The organism is Gibbsiella quercinecans (assembly GCF_002291425.1).
GTDB classification, from domain to species: domain Bacteria; phylum Pseudomonadota; class Gammaproteobacteria; order Enterobacterales; family Enterobacteriaceae; genus Gibbsiella; species Gibbsiella quercinecans.
The window spans coordinates 4,818,916-4,840,136 of the sequence record NZ_CP014136.1 but is presented as its reverse complement, the minus strand read 5'-3'; the positions used below and the strand labels follow the sequence as shown (position 1 = coordinate 4,840,136).

Sequence of the window (21,221 nt, the reverse complement as noted above, 5' to 3'; positions counted from 1 at the left end):
CCATATTTCCTTTACAACACGGTGATTTTTCTATCGTTAAGGCGCAACAAACTGTGCTGATGGATATCGCTGTCGCCCACCCGCACGTGAAGATCAACAAAAAACACATCGCTTTTTACCGTCAGGAACTGCCGGGCGGTGGCGTTATCGATGTCGCGCAGCAGATCCGTCCGCCACAGCTCGTCCAGGCTTTCCCAGCCGGTGCGCGGCCGCAGGCTCAGCAATGCCGCGGCCTGTCCGCTGTCCAGTTGATTAAGCAACAGCGCCGCCAACAAAGGCGCCTGCTCCTCGCTCAGGGTATTAATATTGATCGCCAACGTTTCCTGCGGTAATACGCAAACGTAAGGCAACAGGCGCTGATAGAGATCGGCGTCGACGCCGTATACCGTGCGCAGCTCGCTGATATCGCTCATCGGCTGGTTGGCGGGACGATAAGGCGGCGAAAGCGAGGCGTAAGACGCATCCTCCGCGCCGTTGGCCGCCGGATAGCCGTCGGCGTCGATCCAGTCGCGTACCGCCCCCGTCACCTGCTGCGCCCGCACATCCTCCTCACCCAGATTGATCAGCAGATACTGCAAGACCTGCGCAGGATAAGGCGTGGTCAACGCGGTGCCGTTATTATCAGCCGATTGGTTGATGGCATTGAGATTAAGGCAGGCGCGGCCGTCGCGTATCCGGCCCTGAATCTCTCCGCCATCCACCGGAAACTGGCGCCCCTGCTGCGCCCAGAATTGCGCCAGATGGGTTCGCTGCGGCGAATCCAGCGCGTCGCGCAGCAGGATATTGCCCGCCAGCGATTCCGCGCCCAGCGCATACCATTTGGCCTGCTGGCGGCCAAGTTGCCCTTCGGCGCGCAGCAAACTGCGTCCGCTGCGTTCGGCCATCACGGCAGCCAATGCCGCCATCAGCGCCAGCATCAGCAACACCACCAGGAGCGCGACGCCGCGCTGCCTGCGCATCATGCCTCTTCGCCCGTCGTCACGATAAATAGCCGCGATAGCTCGCCGTAATCGGCCAGTATCAATACCACTTCGATACCCTGCGGCAGGCGCGTGCTGCTGTCCCAGCGCTCCCGCCATGTGCCGTTAGCGAAAAAGCGTAGGCGAAACCCCTCCACGCCGCTCAGCAACGGCGTCACTATCGGCTCCTCGCCCGGCAACGGGTCAGGGTGACGGTAGTGCAACCGCTGTAGCTGCCGGTTTTGCAAACGATAGCTGACCAGCTGTAACTCCGAACGGCGCAGCAGCCCGAAGGGATTGGGCCAACCATTACGGGTAAATGTCACCGCCCAATCGTCGCTTTTCATCTGATAGCGGGCGGCATAAAACGGCTGCTCGTTCGCACGGCTACGGCGCGCAATCAGGTGGGAAAAATCGCCGTCCAACTGACCGAAGGCGCGCTGCAACTGCGCCAGGCGTTCGGCTTTATGCTGTGCGAGTTCATCGTTGCGCAGTACCGCGTGCAAAATCTGCATGGCGCCGACGCTCAGCGCGGCGAAAATAGCCAGCGCCAACAGCATCTCCAGCAGCGTGAAACCCTGATTACGCCCGCGCTTCACCCGCCGCTCCCCGCGCCCTGACGCACCACATAAGTGCGTAAGTACCCCTCGGCCGATACCGCGTTTTTCTGCCGTCGGACTTCCACGTCCAACGCCCGCAGTTGGCTGTCGCCGGTCGCTACCCCCTGCCAGCGCCAATACCAGCGCTCGCCGGCAAACTGAGTTTCGCCGCTGACCCAGCGGGTTTCCGGCCAGGTTTGCTCCAACCGCAGCCTCACCTGCTGATTTTCCGCAATCCAGGCGGCAAAAGTTTTCTCTTCCAGACGGCCGATGCCGGCGGCCTGCTGCGTCGTGGCTTTCAATAACGCCAGACCGGCGAGTGCGAAAACGCTGACCGCGACCAGCACCTCCAGTAACGTCATCCCCTGCTGCCGTCTCATGGCGCCGCCTCACCGTTATCGCTCAGCGAAGTGCTTATCCGTCCGCTGTCGTCCACCTGTAGCCAGGATGAAATGCCCTGTTGCGCATTATGAAAAACCAACGTGAAGGGGGTTATCTCCCCGCCCGGCAGAATCAAAATGGCCGGTTGCTTATCGCCTTCCCCGGTATCGCGCAGATGCAGTTCAAGACGCACGGCGGCCGGCAGTTGCGCCGACGCCGCCAGACGCCGGGGTTGCCATGGCTGCCAGCGATAGCCGCGCCACACATCATCGCCGCTATCCGGTTGAGCGGTTTGCCGGCGCTGCAGCACGTTAAACTGCCAGCGGTCGGGATAGATGCTGATACCCAGCAACTGCTCATGCAACTGGCTGTTATCCACCGCGAAATCCAACTGCGCCTGGAAACGCGCCAACTGATATGCGGCGTCCTCCCGCCGGTCGGCAGGAAATGACATCATCACCAGGCTGGCAGCGCTGCCGATCAGCAACACCACCAGCATCATTTCCAGCAGCGTGAAGCCGCGCGCATCACCGGCCATCGGCTATTTCCCGCCGAGGTTCCAGTTGCCGAGATCGTCATCGGTATCCGGCATACCGTCCGGGCCGAACGAAAAGACATCCAACTGGCCGTGTTGGCCGGGGTTCAGGAGCTGATAATCATTGCCCCACGGATCCTTCGGCAGACGGCGGATATAGCCATCCTGCGGATAGTTGCGCGGCTCCGGCGCCAGGTTGCTTTTTGTCACCAGCGCCACTAATCCCTGCTCGGTGCTGGGATAACGGTGGTTATCCAGCTTGTACATATCCAGTGCGCTTTCCAACGCCACCAGATCGCTGGTCGCCTTCTGCCGATCGGCCTTCTCTTTATTACCCATCAAATTAGGCACCACCAGACTGGCCAACACGCCCAGAATAACGATAACCACCATGATCTCTAACAGGGTGAAACCACGCTGACGCTGCTGCATCCGTTTTCTCCATCGCTAAAATTTTCGCTAACTTCATGAACTCATTAAGGTATTCAATTGCAGAATCGGCTGTAGTATCGCCATGACGATAAACAGCACGATGGCCGCCATAGTGACGACCAGCAACGGCTCAAACAGCCCCAGCGCCAGCGTTATCTGGGCGCTGAACTCGCGGTCCTGATTATCCGCCGCCCGCGCCAGCATGCTGTCCAGTTCACCGCTGCGTTCGCCGCTGGCGATCATATGGCGCATCATCGGCGGAAATAACCGGGTCTGCTCCAGCGCCTTATGCAAACTCACCCCTTCGCGTACCGCATCGGTGGCCTGCGCCAGCCGGTAACGCGCGTAATCGTTGTTCATCACATCGCCGCTGATGCGCATCGCCTGTAGCAACGGCACCGAACTGGCGTTGAGAATACTCAGCGTGCGGGCGTAACGCGCCGTATTCAGGCCGCGCGCAATGCGCCCCAACAGCGGCAGACACAGCAAACGGCGATGAAATGCGACGCGCCTTTTCTCCTGCCGCAATAGCGATTTGCCCAGCAACGCCCCCGCCAGCAACGCCAGCAGCAGCCAGGGGCCGATATGGCGCACTGCATCGCTAAGCCCCATCAGTAAGCGGGTGGAAAGCGGCAGCGCCTGCTTCATATGGATAAATTGCTCCACCACTTTCGGCACTACCGCCGACAGTAAAATGCTCACTACCCCGATCGCCACCACGGTCAGCACACAGGGGTAGATCATCGCCTGCTGTATCCGGCCGCGCATTTGCTGACGCTGTTCGGTATAGTCCGCCAGCCGGTTGAGCACCGTATCCAGATGGCCGGACGCTTCCCCCGCCGCCACCATGGCGCAATACAGCCGGTCAAAGCTGGCGGGGAAGCCGCTTAGCGCTTCCGCCAGCGCATGCCCCTCCAGAACTTTGGCCCGCACGCCGGCCATCAGCGCGCTCAACCGCGGTTTTTCACTTTGGCGCGCCACCGCGTCCAGCGCTTCTTCCAACGGCAGCCCGGCGGCCACCAACGTGGCCAATTGGCGAGTCAGTAAGGCCAGATCGGCGGCGCCGATGTTGCGCCGCCGCAACAGACGCATGCCTGCCGGCGCGGCCTGGCGTTCGTCCCGGCCCTCTTCCAGCGCCAGCGGCACCAGCCCCTGCTCACGCAGCAGTTGGCGCGCCTGGCGCGCGGAATCCGCCTCCTGCATGCCGCGACACTTTTTGCCCTGCGCGTTCAACGCCTGATAGTGGAATAGCGCCATGTCACTCCTCCGTGGTCATCCGCACCACCTCTTCCCAACTGGTGATGCCGGCCAGCACTTTTTCCAGCCCGTCCTGACGCATTGATGCGCGCTGGACGCCCGACATCCGCGCGATGGCCAGTTCGCCCTCGCCGCGCTGGATCGCCGCACGTACCCGCTCGTCGATCGTCAGCAGCTCATGAATGCCGGTACGGCCGCGATAACCGGTGAAATTGCACAACGCGCAGCCGGTCGGCCGGTAGATCTGGCTGCCGGGCGCGATCCCCATCTGCACGGCCTGTTGCCCATCGACCGTCCAGGGTTGCCGACAATCAGGGCACAGCGTTCGCACCAGGCGTTGCGCCAGCACCCCCAACAGCGAGGTAGCCAGTAAAAAGGATTCAATGCCCATGTCCTGCAGGCGCGGCAGCGCGCCGAGCGCGCTATTGGTATGCAGCGTGGACAGCACCAGATGGCCGGTCAGCGAAGCCTGCACCGCAATCTGCGCCGTTTCGCCGTCGCGGATTTCCCCCACCAGCACCACGTCCGGATCCTGACGCAAAATGGCGCGCAGCCCGCGGGCAAAGGTCATCTCCACCCGCGGGTTGACCTGGGTCTGGCCGATGCCGTCCAGCTCGTATTCGATGGGATCCTCCACCGTCATGATGTTGCGCTCCGCCGCGTTCAGCTGTCTCAGCGCCGCATACAGCGTGGTGCTTTTGCCCGAACCGGTCGGGCCGGTGACCAGGATGATGCCGTGAGGGCGGTGAATCAGGTCATTCATCTGTTGCTGCAGATGAGCGGACATACCGAGCAGCGCCAGATCCAGCGGCACGCTGTTTTTATCCAGCAGCCGCAACACCACGCGCTCGCCATGGTTTGAAGGCAGCGTGGATACCCGCACGTCGACCGCCCGACCGCCGATGCGCAGCGCCATGCGCCCATCCTGCGGCACGCGCTTTTCAGCGATATCCAGCCGCGCCATCACCTTAATGCGCGATACCAGCAGCGACGCCAGCTTGCGCCGGGGGCGCAAAATTTCACGCAGCACGCCGTCGATCCGAAAGCGGATCTGCAAGTGGCGCTCATAGGTTTCTATATGGATGTCCGAAGCCTTCTCTTTTATCGCTTCGGTCAGCATGGCGTTGATCAGGCGAATAATCGGCGCATCGTCGTCGGCATCCAGCAGATCGTCGCTGTCGGGCAACTCTTCCGCCAAGGTGTAGAAATCGATGTCGTTGCCGATGTCCTCCATCATGCGTTTAGCTTCGTTGGAATCGCGCTGATAACAAGCGACCAGTTGATGTTCGAATGCTTCTTCGCTCACCAGTTGCACGCTCAACGGGCCGCCGGCCACCCGCCGCGCTTCCAGCAGCGCCGGGGCTGCGGTCTGCGCCATGCAGATCGCCCGGAACGCCGCCTGCTCCTGTAACAGCAGGATTTGCTGCGCCCGCGCCCAGGCAAAGGGCAACAACGGACGCTGCTCGCCACCGCCTGACTCGCGATCGTTCATCGCTCCCCCGGCCGATAGAACGCGGCTATCGCCGACTGCACCTGTCTGAAGGTGTAGGCATTGTTGCCTTCGCGCGGCAGTTTAAGCACGTCGTCGGTCAGGATACTTTCCCCCTGACGTTGCTGTTCGTGTTCCTGGGCGAATGCATGGTATTTATCCGCCGAGGCATGGCGGTACTGTTGGCTATCGCGGATAATCGACGGGCGAATAAACAGCATCAGGTTGCGTTTCGACACCTGTTTGCTATCGGAGCGAAATAAACGGCCCAGCAGCGGAATATCCCCCAGAAACGGCACCTTACTCGCCGTTTCCTGGGTTCTTTTATCCAGCAGGCCGCCAACCACCACGGTTTCCCCGCTGCCGACCAGCACCGCGTTGTTCACCGTCCGGGTATTAAAGGTCGCCCCCAGCTCCGCACTGCTGCTGGAGGAGGAATCGGCCACGCTGGAAACCTCCTGCTCTATTTCCAGCAGCACCGAATCCCCTTCGTTAATCTGTGGCTTGACCTTCAGCTTGATACCGACCGTTTTACGCTCGACGGTGTTAAAAATATTATCGCCGGAGGTGGTGCGCGAGCCGGACAGCACCGGCACCTCCTGACCGACGTTAAACGTCGCTTCTTTGTTGTCCAGCGTAACGATACTCGGCGTCGCCAGAATGTCGTTTTTACTGTCGCTGGAGAGCGCAGTCAGCAACATCGCCCAGTTGCCGGAATAAAACCCGGCGGCGATGCCGCTGAAACTGTTGATGGTGCTCGCCAGCGTGCTATCCACCGTGCCATCCTGGCGGTATTGTTCCGCACCGGCCGCCACGCTGGCGATCGGCAGACCGGTATTGGTGAATTGCGTCATGCCGGCATGCTTATTGCCCCATTGAATGCCGAGATTCAGCCCGTCCGCGTCCTGCACCTCGGCAATAATCGCTTCCACCAGCACCTGGGAACGGCGAATATCCAGCTTCTCGATCACCTGCTCCAGATCGCGCATCACATCCGGCGCCGCGGTGACAATCAGCGAGTTGGTCTGATCGTGCGCCTTGATGGTGACATCCTTCAGCAGCGCCTGCGCCGGCTTGGCGTTTTTTTGTTCGCCCTGGATGCTGTCGCTGACCCCGTTCAGCACCTCAACCAGATCGCTGGCTTTGGCGTATTTCAGATAAATGACTTTGGTATTGCCCTGCACCGCCTGTTCATGATCGAGCTGCTTTATCATCCCGATGGTCCGCTGCCGAGAATTCGGTTCGCCGCTGACCATTATCGAGTTGGTTCGTTCGTCCGCCACCAGTGTGGCCACCATGCTGCCGGGCAACGCCGATTTACCCTCGTTTTTATTCAGCTCCGTCACCATCCTGACCACTTCAACCGCGGAAGCATACGCCAGCGGCACGGTCACTACGTTGCGATCGCCGACCTTATCGACCTGTTCGACAATCGCCATCAGCCGTTTGACCACCGCCGCGCGGCCGGTCATCAGCAAGACGTTGGATGGCTCATAATGCACCACGCTACCCGCCCCGGCGTTGTCATTAAGCTGGCGCAGCAACGGCGCCAAATCGCGCGCGGCCACGTTATTGACCGGCACTACCCGGGTGACCACCTCATCCCCCAGACCGGGCTGCGTATCACTGGCCACCGGCCCCGCCGCGGTTTTGGCGTCTTTGGCACGGATGATCTTCAACACGCCGTTATCCATCGGAATAGCGGCGAAGCCATAGACATCCAGCACGCTGAGGAAGAACTGGTAGTACTGCTCTTCGTTCATCATGTCATAGCTGCGTACCGTAATCGTGCCTTTCACCGCCGGATCGATAATCACCGTTTTGTTCAGATTTTTGCTCACCGTGTTAATGAATTCCTGAATATCCGTCCCTTTAAAACTGGCGGAAAATTCGGCACCCCAACCACAGGAAACCCACATCAACAGCACGCCAGCTCCCAGCAAACGCCAGCGCGGCTTTATTTTTTTACTTAACAATTAGTCATCTCCGGCTACCAGATAAATGTCCTGTCGTTGCCCCTCGCGTTCAATCGTGAGGGTTATTTCGCTCAGGCCGGGTAATTGCTCCATCGCCTGTTGCGCCTGCTGCGCATCGCGTAAATCCAGGCCATTAAGCGCCACGGCCAGATCGTTTTCATGCAGACCAACCCGGTGAAAGAGCTCGCTCTGTTTGCCGGGATTGAGGCGATAACCGATCAGCGCGTTGCCGTTCATCACCGGAGAAATCGTGATGTAATCCATCACTTGCATCGGCTTGCTCTGTAGCCGTGCTTTTAATTGCGCTATGGAGGGTTCGCCGCCAGAGGCCTGCGGCGGCGCGGCATCGTCGTATAGACGTAAAGCTTCATAACGCCCCTGGTATTCAAGCACCACCCGATCGGCGGAAATCGCCGTCACTTTGGCTGCATAGCCGGGAACCGCTTCGCCGACGCTGCGGCTGAACTGCTGATTGTCTTTGGCGATAATGGCGATCGAACGTTTTGGATCCGGACTGGCGAGCACGCCGGTTAACCGCAGCTTAAGCGCAGTCAACGGAAGATCCGTCAGCAGAGCGGGATTGACGGCTGCGGATGGCATCCGCCCGTCGGAAGGAAGGCCAAATAAGGTCAGCGTCGCCGCCGTGGCGCGCGCTGCCACCGGCGGCGAGGCAGGCGCGGACACGGCGGGCGCGATACCGGCAGGTATGAGTTCGGGTAGCCACAGGCGCCAGCTTAACGCCGCCAGTTGCTGAGCGATCAGCAACAGTAACCCCCAGAATAGAAAACGTTGCCACAGCATCATCGACAATGCCGGCCGCAGAGACAAAAGAGTCATTCGTCGGGCGCCGCAACGGTGCCCGGCGCCGACTGGATAGCAAACCAGAAAAAAATCATAACCCCGTACTCACTATTATTATTTAACGAGCCTTAGCTTTCCCCGGCGCAATATCCCTTGCAGTCAAATAGCGTGCATAAAGCTAGCAATGCTTTATTGCACTTTTATGAAGGCGTCGGGGCAACACCCCACTAAGCGGAGAACAGGATGACCGGCGGTAGAATTGGCGGTAGATCGTGCTATGGCGCGGCACCGCCAGGCTATTATGGGCGGGTGGTTTTTCTCATCCGCGCCGGCGGTACGGGAAGGTTGTTGGAAGACGACGTTTAACGCGATACGAACATTGGCACTCAGCCCAGCCTAAGTGCGCGGCATCCCCCGCTTAAGCGGGCTTTTTGCTTTTCATATATCGGCAGTTTCCGCCATTAATTCCATCATCAGGCTCACAAACACCTCGCCCGGCTGGGACATGACGCTGTGCCCATCGGTGATCGCCACGACTGAAATCGGTAATGCAGGGCGGAACGCTCGCACCGCCAGCCCGGCGGTGTCGATCCCCTGTAGAGAGAAACGGTCAACGATAGTTGCACTATTATTCCCGTGCCTGACCAGATTAATCGCCATGCTGTAACGGTTGGTTTCTACCGCCGCCACCTGGCGCTGGCGGAACGCCGGCACCTCTTCGGCAATCATGGCGACCAGCCGCGCGTCGGTGGTGATAAAAACCAGTTCGCGCGGCGAGATATCCTGCCAACAGACCTCGGCCTGCTGCGCCAGCGGATGCTGCTCGGGCAGCACGCACACCATTTCGCCCCGGCTGACGGCCAGCCGGTTATCCTCCGGCTCGTGGCCGGGCTTGACCATAAAGCCGAGATCGTAACGCCCGCCTTCCACCGCCGCCTCAATGTCATTATTCAGGCACATGTCCGCCACCACGCCATAATCCGGAAAGGCCTGGCGAAAGCGCGCCACCGCCCGCGGCAACATATTTAGCGCCAGCGCAGGCGTGGCGCAGACCCGCAACTGCCCGACGCGGTATTGGCGGAGGTGATCAACAAAGCGCTCGAAACGCAGCCGGTCCTGATGCACGCGCAGCGCTTCTTTATACAGTTCCCTGGCTTCGGGGGTCGGCTGCATTTTGCCCTTATAGCGTTCAAACAGGCTGAACCCCATCTGTTGCTCGATAAGCGCCAGGCTTTTGCTCACCGAAGGCTGGGACATGGCTAACTGCGCCGCCGCTGCTGTCACTGAACCGAGCTGAACGATACTGATAAAGACGTCGAGTTGCTTGGGGGTCATTGCCATTTTCCAGATAACGATATGATGATTATGCATTTAAAATGCATGCACCCAGGGTTATAGAATCACTAATTATATTCACTCAGGGGCATAAAATGAAATTATTCACTGCACGTTTAATGTCGGCATTGTTGCTGATACCGGGGATTTTCTTAACGCAGCTTCCGGCGCAGGCCGAGGACAATATCAATACGATCCTGCCAAACCATATCATCCGCGTCGGTGCGGTCAACGCGCCGCCGTGGTATCAGAAAGATCTGCTGACCGACCAGTGGACCGGGCTGGTACCCGACGTCGTGCAGGCGATATTTAAAAATACCGATATCAAAATTGAATACGTCGATACCCAGTGGGGCACCGCCGTGGCGGGTTTGCAGTCCAACCGTTTCGATATTTTAGGTGGCTTTAATAACACGCCGGAAAGAGCCAAAGCCGTCGACTTTACCCGCCCGATGGGCTCTCACCAGATGGGCGTACTGACGCTGGAGAAAGACACCAAGAAATATCAGGCCTGGGCAACCATCAATAATCCACAAACCCGGCTTGCCGCGATTGACGGTTCGGCGGCAGTAACGCTGCTGCAACCGCAGTTGGATAAAGCGCAGTGGATTATCGTTCCCGATAGCGACAACATGCAACTGCAGATGGAGAGCGGCCGCGCCGACGCCATCGTCACCAACGATATACAGATGGCGCAATATATTCAGAAGCGCCATCAGGGCACGATGATTATCCCGCAGCCGGTCAAAGAGCAGGCCACCAATATGGGCCTGCGTAAAGATCGCCCGCAGTTACAGGCGTGGCTGGATGGGCGGCTTGAACAGTTGGATAAAGACGGCACGCTGAAAAAAATCTGGCATCAATACACTCACCCGGCGAAATAACCCTGATGAGCCAATCGTCTTCATTACCGCTGCTGAAAATTGCCGCGCTCAGCAAATCGTTCTCGGGTAATAAAATCATTGATGACGTCTCCTTCGAGGTTCGCCCCTCGGAGGTGATTGGCATCATTGGCCGCAGCGGCGCGGGGAAATCCACCCTGCTGCGCTGCCTGAACATGCTGGAGATCCCAGACAGCGGGCATATCTGGCTGGGCGAGGAAGAGATCGGGTTTTACGGCGCGCAGAGAAAACCGGTGAAACGGCGCACACTGGCGCGCCAACGCGCATCAATGGCGATGGTGTTCCAGCACTTTAATCTGTGGCCGCACCGCAGCGTGCTGCAAAACATTATTGAAGGGCCGATACAGGTGCTCGGTATGTCGCGTAAAGCCGCTACGGAGAAAGCGATGGCGCTGCTCACGCGTATGGGGTTGGCGGAAAAAGCCGGCGACTTTCCGGTGCAACTTTCCGGTGGTCAGCAGCAGCGGGTATCTATCGCTCGCGCCCTGGCGATGGAGCCGCGGGTGATCCTGTTCGATGAACCCACCTCTGCGCTCGATCCGGAGTCCGTCGGCGAGGTGCTGGCGGTGATCTCTGAACTGGCGGCCAGCGGCACCACCATGATGGTCGTTACTCATGAAATGCGCTTTGCCCTGCAGGTCTGTAGCCGGCTGCTGTTGATGGAGAACGGCAGGTTGGTGGAAGAAGCGACCCCGCGGGAAATCTGGTCACGGCCGCACCATGCCCCTATCCGTCACTTTATGGCGCTGTCCGGCGTGACGGCGGAGGATCTGCGCTAATGTCATATCACTGGGATTTCTCAATACTGTGGCAATATCACGCCGTTCTGCTGGCAGGGATATTCACCACCTTTAAAATCGTTTTGGCCTCGGTCACGCTAAGTATTCTTGGCGGCGCCCTGCTTGCGCCGTTACGTGGCGCTTCCAGGGCGGCGATCCGCTTGCCCACCCAGGGGCTGATTGAGATTGTGCGTTCAATCCCCCCGCTGGTGCTGATCGTCTGGGCTTACTACTGCCTGCCGATTCTGTTCGGCCTGACCCTCTCCTCGTATCTGACCTGCGTACTGGCCATCTCGTTATATGGCAGCGTGTTTTTCGCCGAAATATTTCGCGCTGGCCTGCAATCGGTCGATCATGGCCTGGTTGAGGCCGGCCTGTCGGTGGGGATGTCGCCGCTGAAAGTGTTGGTTCGGATTACCGGGCCGGTGGCCTTTTTGCGGATCTTGCCGGCGTTTGTCAGCCAGTGCGTGATGTCGATAAAGAACTCGGTACTGGCGAGCTATATCGCGACGGGCGAGATCCTCTATCAAGGGCAACGGCTGAGCACCGCCACCTTCCGCCCGCTGGAAACGCTGACCTTTGTGGCGCTGTTTTTCGTCGCCACCATTCTTCCGCTGTCACTGCTGGCAAGCTATGCCGAGCGCAGGATCCGCACCCGTTACTTCAAACGTTGAATAACCATGAATATCACCGCGACACGCCAGTTGGTAAATTTTGCCTGTTCTTTATCTGCGCCAACTATTCCGGCCGTCATCCGCCACAAGGTTCGGCTGCATTTGCTGGATGCCCTCGCCTGCGGTTGGGCCGCCAGCCGCCACCGCGTCAGCGAACCGGTTATCCGCGCCACCCGGCTGTTCGGCGGAAACGGTGACTGCACCGTCTTCGGCGAGCCCGGTTTCAGCCCGCTGGCAGCCGCTTTCGCCAACGCCGCCGTGATAAACGGCCTGGACCACGATGACGGCGTGGAGATCGACGGCAAAGGGCTCGGCCACCCCGGCGCAACCCTTATCGCCACGGCGCTGGTCGCCCTTGATCTTAGCCCGCGGCCGGTAACGCATGACACGCTGATCACCGCCCTGACGGCCGGCTTCGAGGTGAATAATCGGCTAATCCACGCCATCCAACCCTCGGCAGAACGCTTCAGCCAGGTATACGGCGTGGCGCAGCATCAGACAATCGGCGCGGCGCTGGTAGCCGGGCTGCTGCTGGGCCTGCCCCCGGCGCAGTTGAATCAGGCCATTGGGCTGGCCGCCGTGCTGACGCCGCTGCCCAGCCTGCATCAGTACAACTGGCAACAGCGACCGCTGATGGCACTTAAAGATGCCGTGGCGCCGGCGGCACAGGCAGCGGTGCAGGCGGTGATCATGGTGCAACAGGGCCTGAGCGGCAGCCTTGACGCGCTCGACGGCGATCAGGGCTTTTGGCGAATGATCGGTTCCGACCACTTCGTACCGGAAATGCTGACCGATAATCTCGGCAGCCACTGGTACGCCGGTTACGGCAGCTTTAAGCGCTATCCCGCCTGCCGCTGGCTGGCCTGCGCGCTGGAATGCATGGAGTGCATTATGCAGCAGACCGGCTGGCAGGCGGCGGATATCCGCGCCATTGAGGTGCAGACCTTCCCGCGGCTGGTCGAGGATATGATGGACTACCGCCCCCGCACGGCCACTGACGCGCAGTTCAGCCTGCCCTGGACGATGGCGGCGGTCGCCGGCGGCCTGCTACCCGGCGCCGACTGGTATACGGAGCACAGCATGCAAAATGCGGCATTGCAGGCGCTGGCGGATAAAGTGACGGCCGTTATCACCCCTGAATTTACACAACGAATGAATGGTCCAGCACGCCAGCCCGGCGCGCGCGTGGTGGTGACGCATCGCCACGGCGAAAGCGCCGTGCAAGAGCGCAACAAGCCGCTGGGCAGCGCCGAACGCCCAATGAGCGAGGCGGAGATGATGACCAAGGCGCGGCGTAATTTAGGCGGGGATAAGCTGCAGGTTGAACAACTGATTGCCCGAGTGATGCAGGAAAACGGTGCCGTGTCGTACTGTTCGGCTGTGGAGCTGACCGGCTTTTCGCCCGCGCCTTAAGCAAACTTAACTAAGAGCCTATCCCAATAGGCGTTATTGTCGCAGCCAGTTTGGACACGGACAGCGCGCAGACAACATGCCGCGCATGTTGAACGGACTTTAGTCCGGCCCGTAGGGCGAGCGGAGCGAGTAAACCGGAGCGTACACGGAGTACGTGAGGATTTCGAGCACTGCCCAGGTTCAAAATGGCAAGAAAAATAGCCCTAATGGGATAGGCTCTAACTTCCTATTGGTGTTTTAGCTCGTACCCATCTACCGGCCTTGTGCTGCCACGGATCACCAACATACCGGGTAAAACCTGCTGAATAGCAGATGCTTCAACATCCTTCAACTGTGAGGAAATGATGGCAACGGTAGCGGAAACCATCTCACTGATTGGCTGGACATAGGTCGTCAAGTTATACATGGGCCAACCTGCCATTGCTATGTCATCAAAACCGACGACAGAAATATCTTCTCCCGCAATCATACCCAGTTCACCCACGGCGACGTTAAGCGCGCCGATAGCCATAATGTCATTGGCACAGAAGAGTGCATCGGGCCGCCGTCCCCCCGCCAGCAAACTACGGGTGGCAGCCATCGCACCTTCAATAGTATACAGCCCGACGGCACGTTGCGGCGGTTCAAAACCCCGCAGGAGCAGGCGCTGTGTAAAACCCTCTTCACGATCACGGCTGGTCGATGAGCTCTCCCGCCCCGCCATAAAGGCAATATGGCGGTGGCCACCGGCAATAAGAAAATCCGCGATGGCGGCGGCGGCAGGACGGTTGTCACTGGTCACGCTGGAAACCGTTTCACTGTCATTCTTACGGTTCAGCAGCAACACGGGTAGGCCATTATGCTGGCATTCTTCAGCAAAATGAGACGACAGACTGGTGGAAACCAGGATCAATGCCTCAACACGGTGCCGTAAGACGTCTTCCAAAATAGGATCGGTATCATCGTCGTTATACATGGAGAAGAGCAGGACACGGTATCCCAACTGGTTTAATTCGAGAGATAGCCGATCTAACAGGTTTGCATAGAATGGGTTTGCTAACCCAGGCACCACCACACCAATAAGGTTGGAACGCCGCGTAATCAATGAGCGGGCAACAAAGCTAGGGCGATAACCCAAGGCCATAGCCGCCTCCCTGACTTTTTCACGCATAACCGGCGAGATTTTCCCCCCTTCAGTAAAAGCGCGTGATACGGCGGATTGTGATACCCCCGCGAGTTTAGCCACATCATAACTGGTGACTGGGCGGCGCGTACGTCCTGTCATCAGACCCTCCTCCCAATAATTATCCTGCCCACATTATGGTGGATCTCAGTCTCAATGCATAATTTTTGCGATCTGCGTTGCATTCGAATGCAACGCTTCTTTACGCTCACTAAAATTTAACACTAAGATACACGTGAATTCGAATTCACAAACAATTAATTAACATCTATGGAGTAGTTCATCATGGCAAAATGGCTTAAAAAAGGTGCTGAAGCAGAGGCAATCAAAAATGCCGATCGCAAAGTACGCGACACGGTTGAACAGATTCTGGCTGACATTGAAGAACGAGGCGATGCGGCGATTCGTGAGCTTTCCATTCGCTATGATAAGCTGGATCGGGAAGATTATCGTTTAACAGAGGCGGAAATTCAGGCGTGTTACGCGCAGTTGTCAGAGCGCGATATCGCCGATATTGCTTTTGCACAAGAGCAAGTTCGCAATTTTGCCCAACACCAGCGTAACAGCCTGGTCGATATTGAGGTTGAAACCCTACCCGGCGTTATCCTCGGTCATAAGAATATCCCTGTAAATACCGCCGGCTGCTATGTTCCTGGCGGAAAATACCCTCTGCTGGCCTCTGCGCATATGTCCGTGATCACAGCTAAAGTCGCGGGCGTCCCACGGATTGTCACTTGCGCTCCCCCGTTCAACGGAAAACCCGCCCCGGCGATTGTCGTGGCCCAGCACATGGCCGGCGCCGATGAGATCTATTGCCTCGGCGGCATTCAGGCCGTTGGCGCGATGGCCATCGGCACCAAGTCTATTGCGCCGGTAGATATGTTGGTCGGCCCGGGAAACGCGTTTGTTGCCGAAGCCAAACGTCAACTATTTGGCCGTGTGGGTATCGACCTGTTTGCTGGCCCGACAGAAACTCTGGTGATTGCCGATGACAGCGTTGACGGCGAGATCTGCGCGACAGATCTGTTAGGGCAGGCAGAGCATGGCCCGGATTCGCCAGCCATTCTACTGACAACATCAGAAAAATTGGCAAAAGAGACATTGGCGGAAATTGAACGTCTGTTAAACATATTGCCGACGGCGCAAATTGCCCGCCAATCCTGGGAAAAACTTGGTGAAATTATCGTTGCGGATAGCGATGAAGAGATGCTGGACATCGCGGATAAACTGGCCTTTGAGCATGTCCAAGTGATGACGAAACAACCTGACTGGTTCCTTGCCAACCTCCGCAACTTTGGTGCCTTGTTTCTGGGCCCGCGCACAAATGTCGCTTACGGCGATAAAGTGATCGGCACCAACCACACATTGCCAACCAAAAAAGCGGCCCGTTATACCGGCGGGCTGTGGGTGGGTAAATTCTTAAAAACCTGTTCTTACCAGAGAGTACTCACCGATGAGGCTTCTGCTTTAGTGGGTGAATATTGTTCACGCCTTTGCGCACTGGAAGGCTTTGCCGGCCACGGCGAGCAAGCAAACATTCGCGTACGCCGTTATGGCCACAAAGACGTACCGTATGCCGGGATCGCCGAATAATATCGCGCCAGCAACGACCCAAACACATGTAAAAAACAGCCGCCCAAGATGGTGCAGAGCGTTAAAACACTCTGCGCTGTCTCTCTTTCTACCATGGAGACTCTATGGACGTCTTTATTGCATTACTGGCATTGGTGATGTTGATGCTGGTCGCCTATCGGGGATATAGCGTAATTTTATTTGCCCCTGTGGCTGCGCTGGGTGCAGTGTTGTTGACCCATCCCTCCGCCGTAGCGCCCATGTTCACCGATGTCTTTATGGAAAAGTTCGTTGGCTTCGTCAAACTCTATTTCCCGGTCTTTTTGCTGGGGGCCGTTTTTGGCAAATTGATCGAACTTTCCGGCTTCTCGCGCGCAATAGTGAGCGCCATTACACGGCTATTAGGAAAAAACCAGGCAATGACAGTGATTATCCTGGTCTGCGGTTTGTTGACTTATGGCGGCGTCTCGCTGTTTGTCGTCGTGTTTGCCGTTTATCCATTCGCTGCCGAAATGTTCCGGCAGGGGAATATCCCTAAGCGTTTGATGCCGGCCACTATTGCGCTGGGTGCATTTACATTTACGATGGATGCCCTTCCCGGTTCGCCCCAAATTCAAAACATCATTCCCACCACATTTTACGGAACTACCTCGTGGGCCGCGCCTTGGCTGGGCATCCTGGGCTCTCTTTTTGTCGTCGGCGGCGGCTTATTGTATCTGGATCTTGCGCGACGGCGAGCACAGCGCTCTGGCGAAGGATATGGCACCACATTGCGCAATGAGCCCGCAACACCGGAGGATATACCTCTTATTCATCCGATGATCGCCCTGTTGCCGCTGGTTGTGGTCGGCGTGATGAATCTGATATTCACCCATGCACTCCCTCATTGGTACGGCGCCACCTATGAAATAGCCTTACCGGGATTAAAAAGCCCTATCCAGAGCGACGTCACTAAAATGGTCGCCATCTGGGCCGTACTGGCGGCGCTGTTGTGCGGTATTTTCACGATCTTTATTTTCGCCTGGCGCACCGTAGCTAATAAGCTGGCGGAAGGCAGTAAAGCCGCCGTAAGCGGTGCGATGCTTGCCGCATTGAATACAGCTTCAGAGTATGGTTTTGGCGGTGTTATCTCCGCGCTTCCCGGCTTTGTTGCAGTAGCCGAAGCGTTAAAAGCAATACCTAATCCGTTGCTTAACCAGGCGATTACAATCAACCTGCTTTCCGGCATCACCGGTTCGTCATCAGGCGGTATGAGTATCGCACTGGCTGCGATGTCAGATCAGTTTGTTGCTGCCGCCCATGCCGCACATATCCCTCTGGAAGTTATGCACCGGGTTGCCTCTATGGCAGCTGGCGGTATGGATACCTTGCCCCATAATGGCGCCATCATTACATTGCTGGCGGTCACTGGGCTAACGCACAGAGAAGCATATAAACCTATCTTCGGTATCACCATTTTCAAGGTCATGGCCGCCTTCTTTATCATTGGAGTCTATTACCTGACCGGGCTGGTTTAGCTGCTATAACCATCTATCAGTGCTCTTTACCAGTATTGGTAAAAAATTCCGTCCTAAACGCAATAGCGCTCGTACATGAGCGCTATTGCATGCCTACCAACCTCGGCGGCATTCCCGGCAAGCTTTGACCAATCAGCCATAAATTCACCTGTTCTTGACGTTGTGGTAACCATATAAAAAATAGGCAATGACACAATTTTAGATAGCGCAACCCTTCCAGTTCGAGCTGCCTGCCCCATTTAGATTTTTGCAAATATGGGCAACAAAAATCGGGTTATCAGGTGATTGATTTTACTGCAGAAGATGCTCAGGGGCGGGCCATCTACCATACCAATGTGATGATGAGCATCGGCATTCGTTACGCCGTGGTCTGCCGGGAAGCGATGGTGGAAGCAACAGCGCGTGAGCAAATACTCAATAGCCTGAACGCCAGCGGCAAAACCGTCATCGCGATAACAATGGCCCAGATGCACGCGTTTTGCGGCAACATCCTTGAGCTATGCAGCCACGATGGGCATCCGGGCATCCGGTCATCGCCATGTCAGAGCAGGCCTGGCGTGCGTTCACACCCGCACAACAGAAGATGCTAAGCGCTTACGCACGCATTGTGCAGGCACCGATTGCGGTGATCGAACAGCACGGCGGTGGCGGCGCTCGCTGTATGCTGGCCGAGATTTTCGCGCCCAAAGTTACCGGCTGACTACTGCAACCCGCTAATCATCACAGCGTGAATACCCGGCTTCCGATGGAAATCGTTACGCCGTAACGCCGCTTCGTCCAACGGCGATTTATCGGTTTTTCCACCCCAGCCAGCAGCCCGGCACACAACGCCAACGGGCCGTTAGCTTTTAGCGGGATTTCATGCGTCAGCGCATCAGGAAATGCGTGTATATATTTCGTTAAGATAACACCAAGAAATGTAATGATAACGTAGGTTAATGAAAGTAAATATTACGAAAATAGTTGCCAATGCAAGCAATTCCATTACCATAATGATAACTATTATCAATGTATGAATGGGATTTCCCCTATGTTTTCTCTGCCTCAAGCCATTGGTACCGACGTTGCAGCCCCGTTTTTTTTAAACGCACTGCTGCGCGAAACCCAAGACTGGCAGCACCTCTCGCATAATGAGCCAGACCAACCTGCGAAAATTCATATTCCCCTTTCGTCCACCCAGGCCAGGCCTTTCAACCCTTAGTAAAAACGACTGAGTACTGACACACCATCGGAGCATTACAATAATGAAACATCAATATCGCTGGGTTTTAAATCCGTGCCTACTCGCCATACTCTCTTCCCCCGCCTGGGCGGAAGATCCTGAACAAGAGCAGATGGTTGTCTCTGCCAGCCGTGCCAACCGGAGCGTGGCGGAAATGGCGCAAACCACCTGGGTGATTGAACAGGCTGAAATTGAACAGCAGGTTCAGGGCGGCAAAGAGTTAAAAGAGGTGCTGGCACAGCTCATACCGGGCATGGATGTCAGTAGCCAGGGGCGCACCAACTACGGCATGAATATGCGCGGGCGTTCGATGATGGTGATGGTCGACGGGGTGCGCCTTAACTCTTCGCGCAGCGACAGCCGCCAGTTGGACGCGATCGATCCCTTCAACATTGCGCATATTGAAGTTATCTCTGGAGCAACGTCACTGTACGGCGGTGGCAGTACCGGCGGCCTGATTAACATTGTCACCAAAAAGGGCCAGGCCGGGACGCAGGTAGAATTCCAGACCGGCGCCAAAAGCGGCTTCAACAGCCACAACGACCACGATGAGAATATCGCCGCGGCGGTGAGCGGCGGCGATGATAAAGCCTCTGGCCGGCTTGCGCTTTCCTACCAGCGCTATGGCGGTTGGTATGACGGCAAAGGCAACGAGGTGATCATCGATAATACCCAGACGGGCCTGCAGTACTCCGACCGCCTTGATTTGATGGGCACGGGCACCATCAACATCGACGAACATCAGCAGCTACAGTTGACGGCGCAATACTATAAAAGCGAGTCGGACGGTAAACATGGCCTGTTCCTTGGGGAGAACTTCGCTGCCGTGACCGGCGATGGCAATGCGTATAACGCCGGCAACCTGAATTCCGACCGTATTCCCGGCACCGAGCGCCACCTGATTAACCTGCAGTACGCCAACAGCGATTTCTTCGGCCAGGATTTGGTGGCGCAGGTTTATTACCGTGACGAAAGCCTGACTTTCTATCCTTTCCCGACGCTGGGTGGCGGCGTGGTGACCAGCATCGGCGCATCACAGCAAAAAACCGATTTCTACGGCGGCAAACTGACCCTTAACAGCAAACCCCTGGACGATCTGACGCTGACCTGGGGCCTGGACGCCGACCACGAAACCTTTAACGCCAACCAGCAGTTCTTTGATCTGAATACGGCGGCGCAGAGCGGCGGCATGACGCTAGACAACGCCTATAACGTTGGGCGCTATCCCGGCTACAGCATCACTAACCTTGCCCCCTTCCTGCAAGCCAGCTACGACATTAATGCCATTACCCTAAGCGGCGGCGTGCGCTACCAGTACACCGAAAACAAAGTGGATGATTTTGTCGGTTACGCTCAACAGCAGGCCATTGCCACCGGGCGAGCGCAGTCTGCCGATGCGGTGCCAGGAGGCAAAACCGACTATAACAACGTCTTGTTCAACGCCGGTATTCTGGGGCGCCTGACCGAACGCCAGCAGGTGTGGTTCAACTTCTCACAGGGCTTTGAGATCCCGGATTTAGCCAAATACTACGGCTCTGGAACATATCAACTGGTGGATGGGCACTATCGCCTGAATAACAGCGTTAACGTCAACGACTCCAAGCTGGACGGCATCAAGGTCAACGCCTTTGAGCTGGGCTGGCGCTTTACCGGTGACAACCTGCGTACCCAGGCGGCGGCTTACTACTCGCTGTCTGACAAAACCATCAACATTAACAAAACCGATATGACCATCAATATTGAAGACGACAAGCGTCGTATCTATGGGTTGGAAGGCCAGGTGGATTACTTCTTCACCGACAGCGAATGGAGCACCGGGGCGAACTTTAACGTCATCAAATCCGAAACCCGCGTAGACGGAAAGTGGCAGAAGTTGACCGTCGACAGCGCCAGCCCATCGAAGGTCAGCGCATGGGTGAACTGGGCTCCTGGCGACTGGGGCCTGCGCGTGCAGAGCACCCAAACCTTTGACGTTTCAGATAGCGACGGCAAGAAAATTGACGGCTACAACACTGTAGACTTTCTCGGCAGCTATAACCTGCCGGTGGGCAAACTTAGCTTCAGCATAGAAAACCTGCTGGACAAAGATTACACCACGGTTTGGGGCCAGCGTGCACCGGGGCTTTACAGCCCGACCTACGGCGCATCGGAGCTTTATAGCTATAAAGGCCGCGGCCGCACCTTTGGGCTGAACTATTCGGTGTTGTTCTAACGGC

19 protein-coding genes and 1 pseudogene are annotated in these 21,221 nt (G+C 57.2%); 9 read left to right on the top strand and 11 right to left on the bottom strand.

Annotated elements, in window-relative coordinates; all coding sequences use genetic code 11:
* Window positions 1-11 precede the first annotated feature (11 nt).
* The 10 genes from gspK to ACN28Q_RS21925 form a co-directional block, all read right to left on the bottom strand.
* Entirely contained in the window at window positions 12-962 is a 951-nt protein-coding gene (gspK, locus tag ACN28Q_RS21970) for a type II secretion system minor pseudopilin GspK (protein WP_095848288.1), read from the bottom strand.
* The gene (gene gspJ, locus ACN28Q_RS21965; protein WP_230469562.1) at window positions 959-1,519 is read right to left on the bottom strand and encodes a type II secretion system minor pseudopilin GspJ; all 561 of its coding nucleotides are present in this window, start codon (window positions 1,517-1,519) and stop codon (window positions 959-961) included. The genes gspK and gspJ overlap by 4 nt, the downstream gene beginning before the upstream one ends.
* Window positions 1,520-1,554: 35 nt before the next feature.
* Window positions 1,555-1,938, bottom strand: coding sequence for a type II secretion system minor pseudopilin GspI (gene gspI / locus ACN28Q_RS21960; protein WP_095848286.1), 384 nt, complete (start codon window positions 1,936-1,938; stop codon window positions 1,555-1,557).
* Window positions 1,935-2,477 carry a type II secretion system minor pseudopilin GspH gene (gene gspH, locus ACN28Q_RS21955; protein ID WP_095848285.1) on the bottom strand — a complete coding sequence of 181 codons (543 nt, stop codon included), beginning with the start codon at window positions 2,475-2,477 and terminating at the stop codon, window positions 1,935-1,937. Before gspH ends, gspI begins: the two co-directional genes overlap by 4 nt.
* A gap of 3 nt (window positions 2,478-2,480) precedes the next feature.
* Window positions 2,481-2,906 carry a type II secretion system major pseudopilin GspG gene (gene gspG, locus ACN28Q_RS21950; protein WP_095848284.1) on the bottom strand — a complete coding sequence of 142 codons (426 nt, stop codon included), beginning with the start codon at window positions 2,904-2,906 and terminating at the stop codon, window positions 2,481-2,483.
* Window positions 2,907-2,939: 33 nt separating this feature from the next.
* Complete coding sequence (gene gspF, locus ACN28Q_RS21945) at window positions 2,940-4,163, bottom strand: type II secretion system inner membrane protein GspF (RefSeq protein WP_095848283.1); 1,224 nt, start codon at window positions 4,161-4,163, stop codon at window positions 2,940-2,942.
* Window position 4,164: 1 nt separating this feature from the next.
* On the bottom strand, window positions 4,165-5,655 hold the full coding sequence (gene gspE / locus ACN28Q_RS21940; protein ID WP_095848282.1) for a type II secretion system ATPase GspE: 1,491 nt from the start codon (window positions 5,653-5,655) through the stop codon (window positions 4,165-4,167).
* Window positions 5,652-7,571, bottom strand: a complete 1,920-nt coding sequence (gene gspD, locus ACN28Q_RS21935; protein WP_095849151.1) for a type II secretion system secretin GspD — start codon at window positions 7,569-7,571, stop codon at window positions 5,652-5,654. The genes gspE and gspD overlap by 4 nt, the downstream gene beginning before the upstream one ends.
* 57 nt (window positions 7,572-7,628) lie before the next feature.
* Window positions 7,629-8,465, bottom strand: a complete 837-nt coding sequence (gene gspC, locus ACN28Q_RS21930) for a type II secretion system protein GspC (protein WP_230469559.1) — start codon at window positions 8,463-8,465, stop codon at window positions 7,629-7,631.
* Window positions 8,466-8,867: 402 nt separating this feature from the next.
* Window positions 8,868-9,764 (bottom strand): LysR family transcriptional regulator, encoded by an 897-nt coding sequence (locus tag ACN28Q_RS21925; RefSeq protein WP_095849150.1) that lies wholly within the window; start codon window positions 9,762-9,764, stop codon window positions 8,868-8,870.
* A 95-nt stretch (window positions 9,765-9,859) separates the two neighbouring features.
* On the opposite strand from ACN28Q_RS21925, the gene ACN28Q_RS21920 reads away from it, so the two are divergent.
* Genes ACN28Q_RS21920 through ACN28Q_RS21905 form a run of 4 tightly spaced genes read left to right on the top strand, consistent with a single transcriptional unit; the run spans window position 9,860 to window position 13,532 of the window.
* Complete coding sequence (locus ACN28Q_RS21920) at window positions 9,860-10,648, top strand: substrate-binding periplasmic protein (RefSeq protein WP_095848280.1); 789 nt, start codon at window positions 9,860-9,862, stop codon at window positions 10,646-10,648.
* 5 nt (window positions 10,649-10,653) lie between these two features.
* Window positions 10,654-11,445 (top strand): amino acid ABC transporter ATP-binding protein, encoded by a 792-nt coding sequence (locus tag ACN28Q_RS21915; RefSeq protein WP_095848279.1) that lies wholly within the window; start codon window positions 10,654-10,656, stop codon window positions 11,443-11,445.
* Window positions 11,445-12,119 (top strand): amino acid ABC transporter permease, encoded by a 675-nt coding sequence (locus ACN28Q_RS21910; protein WP_095848278.1) that lies wholly within the window; start codon window positions 11,445-11,447, stop codon window positions 12,117-12,119. Before ACN28Q_RS21915 ends, ACN28Q_RS21910 begins: the two co-directional genes overlap by 1 nt.
* 6 nt (window positions 12,120-12,125) lie before the next feature.
* Window positions 12,126-13,532, top strand: a complete 1,407-nt coding sequence (locus ACN28Q_RS21905; RefSeq protein ID WP_095848277.1) for an MmgE/PrpD family protein — start codon at window positions 12,126-12,128, stop codon at window positions 13,530-13,532.
* Window positions 13,533-13,758: 226 nt separating this feature from the next.
* Here the strand turns inward: ACN28Q_RS21905 and ACN28Q_RS21900 are convergent, their stop codons facing one another.
* The gene (locus tag ACN28Q_RS21900) at window positions 13,759-14,796 is read right to left on the bottom strand and encodes a LacI family DNA-binding transcriptional regulator (RefSeq protein ID WP_095848275.1); all 1,038 of its coding nucleotides are present in this window, start codon (window positions 14,794-14,796) and stop codon (window positions 13,759-13,761) included.
* A gap of 183 nt (window positions 14,797-14,979) precedes the next feature.
* Between ACN28Q_RS21900 and hisD the strand changes: the two genes are divergently transcribed.
* The 5 genes and pseudogenes from hisD (at window position 14,980) to ACN28Q_RS21875 (ending at window position 21,217) form a co-directional block, all read left to right on the top strand.
* Entirely contained in the window at window positions 14,980-16,287 is a 1,308-nt protein-coding gene (gene hisD, locus ACN28Q_RS21895; RefSeq protein ID WP_095848274.1) for a histidinol dehydrogenase, read from the top strand.
* A 137-nt stretch (window positions 16,288-16,424) separates the two neighbouring features.
* Window positions 16,425-16,757: pseudogene (locus tag ACN28Q_RS25205) on the top strand (GntP family permease); the annotation flags it as partial.
* A 1,307-nt stretch (window positions 16,758-18,064) separates the two neighbouring features.
* Window positions 18,065-18,373: an arginine deiminase-related protein gene (locus ACN28Q_RS21885; protein ID WP_165907054.1), complete on the top strand. Its 309-nt coding sequence runs from the start codon at window positions 18,065-18,067 to the stop codon at window positions 18,371-18,373.
* A complete protein-coding gene (locus ACN28Q_RS21880) occupies window positions 18,367-18,483 on the top strand; it encodes an arginine deiminase-related protein (RefSeq protein WP_165907053.1) in 117 nt (38 codons plus the stop codon). The genes ACN28Q_RS21885 and ACN28Q_RS21880 overlap by 7 nt, the downstream gene beginning before the upstream one ends.
* Window positions 18,484-19,027: 544 nt before the next feature.
* Window positions 19,028-21,217, top strand: coding sequence for a TonB-dependent siderophore receptor (locus tag ACN28Q_RS21875; RefSeq protein ID WP_095848270.1), 2,190 nt, complete (start codon window positions 19,028-19,030; stop codon window positions 21,215-21,217).
* Window positions 21,218-21,221: the final 4 nt, after the last annotated feature.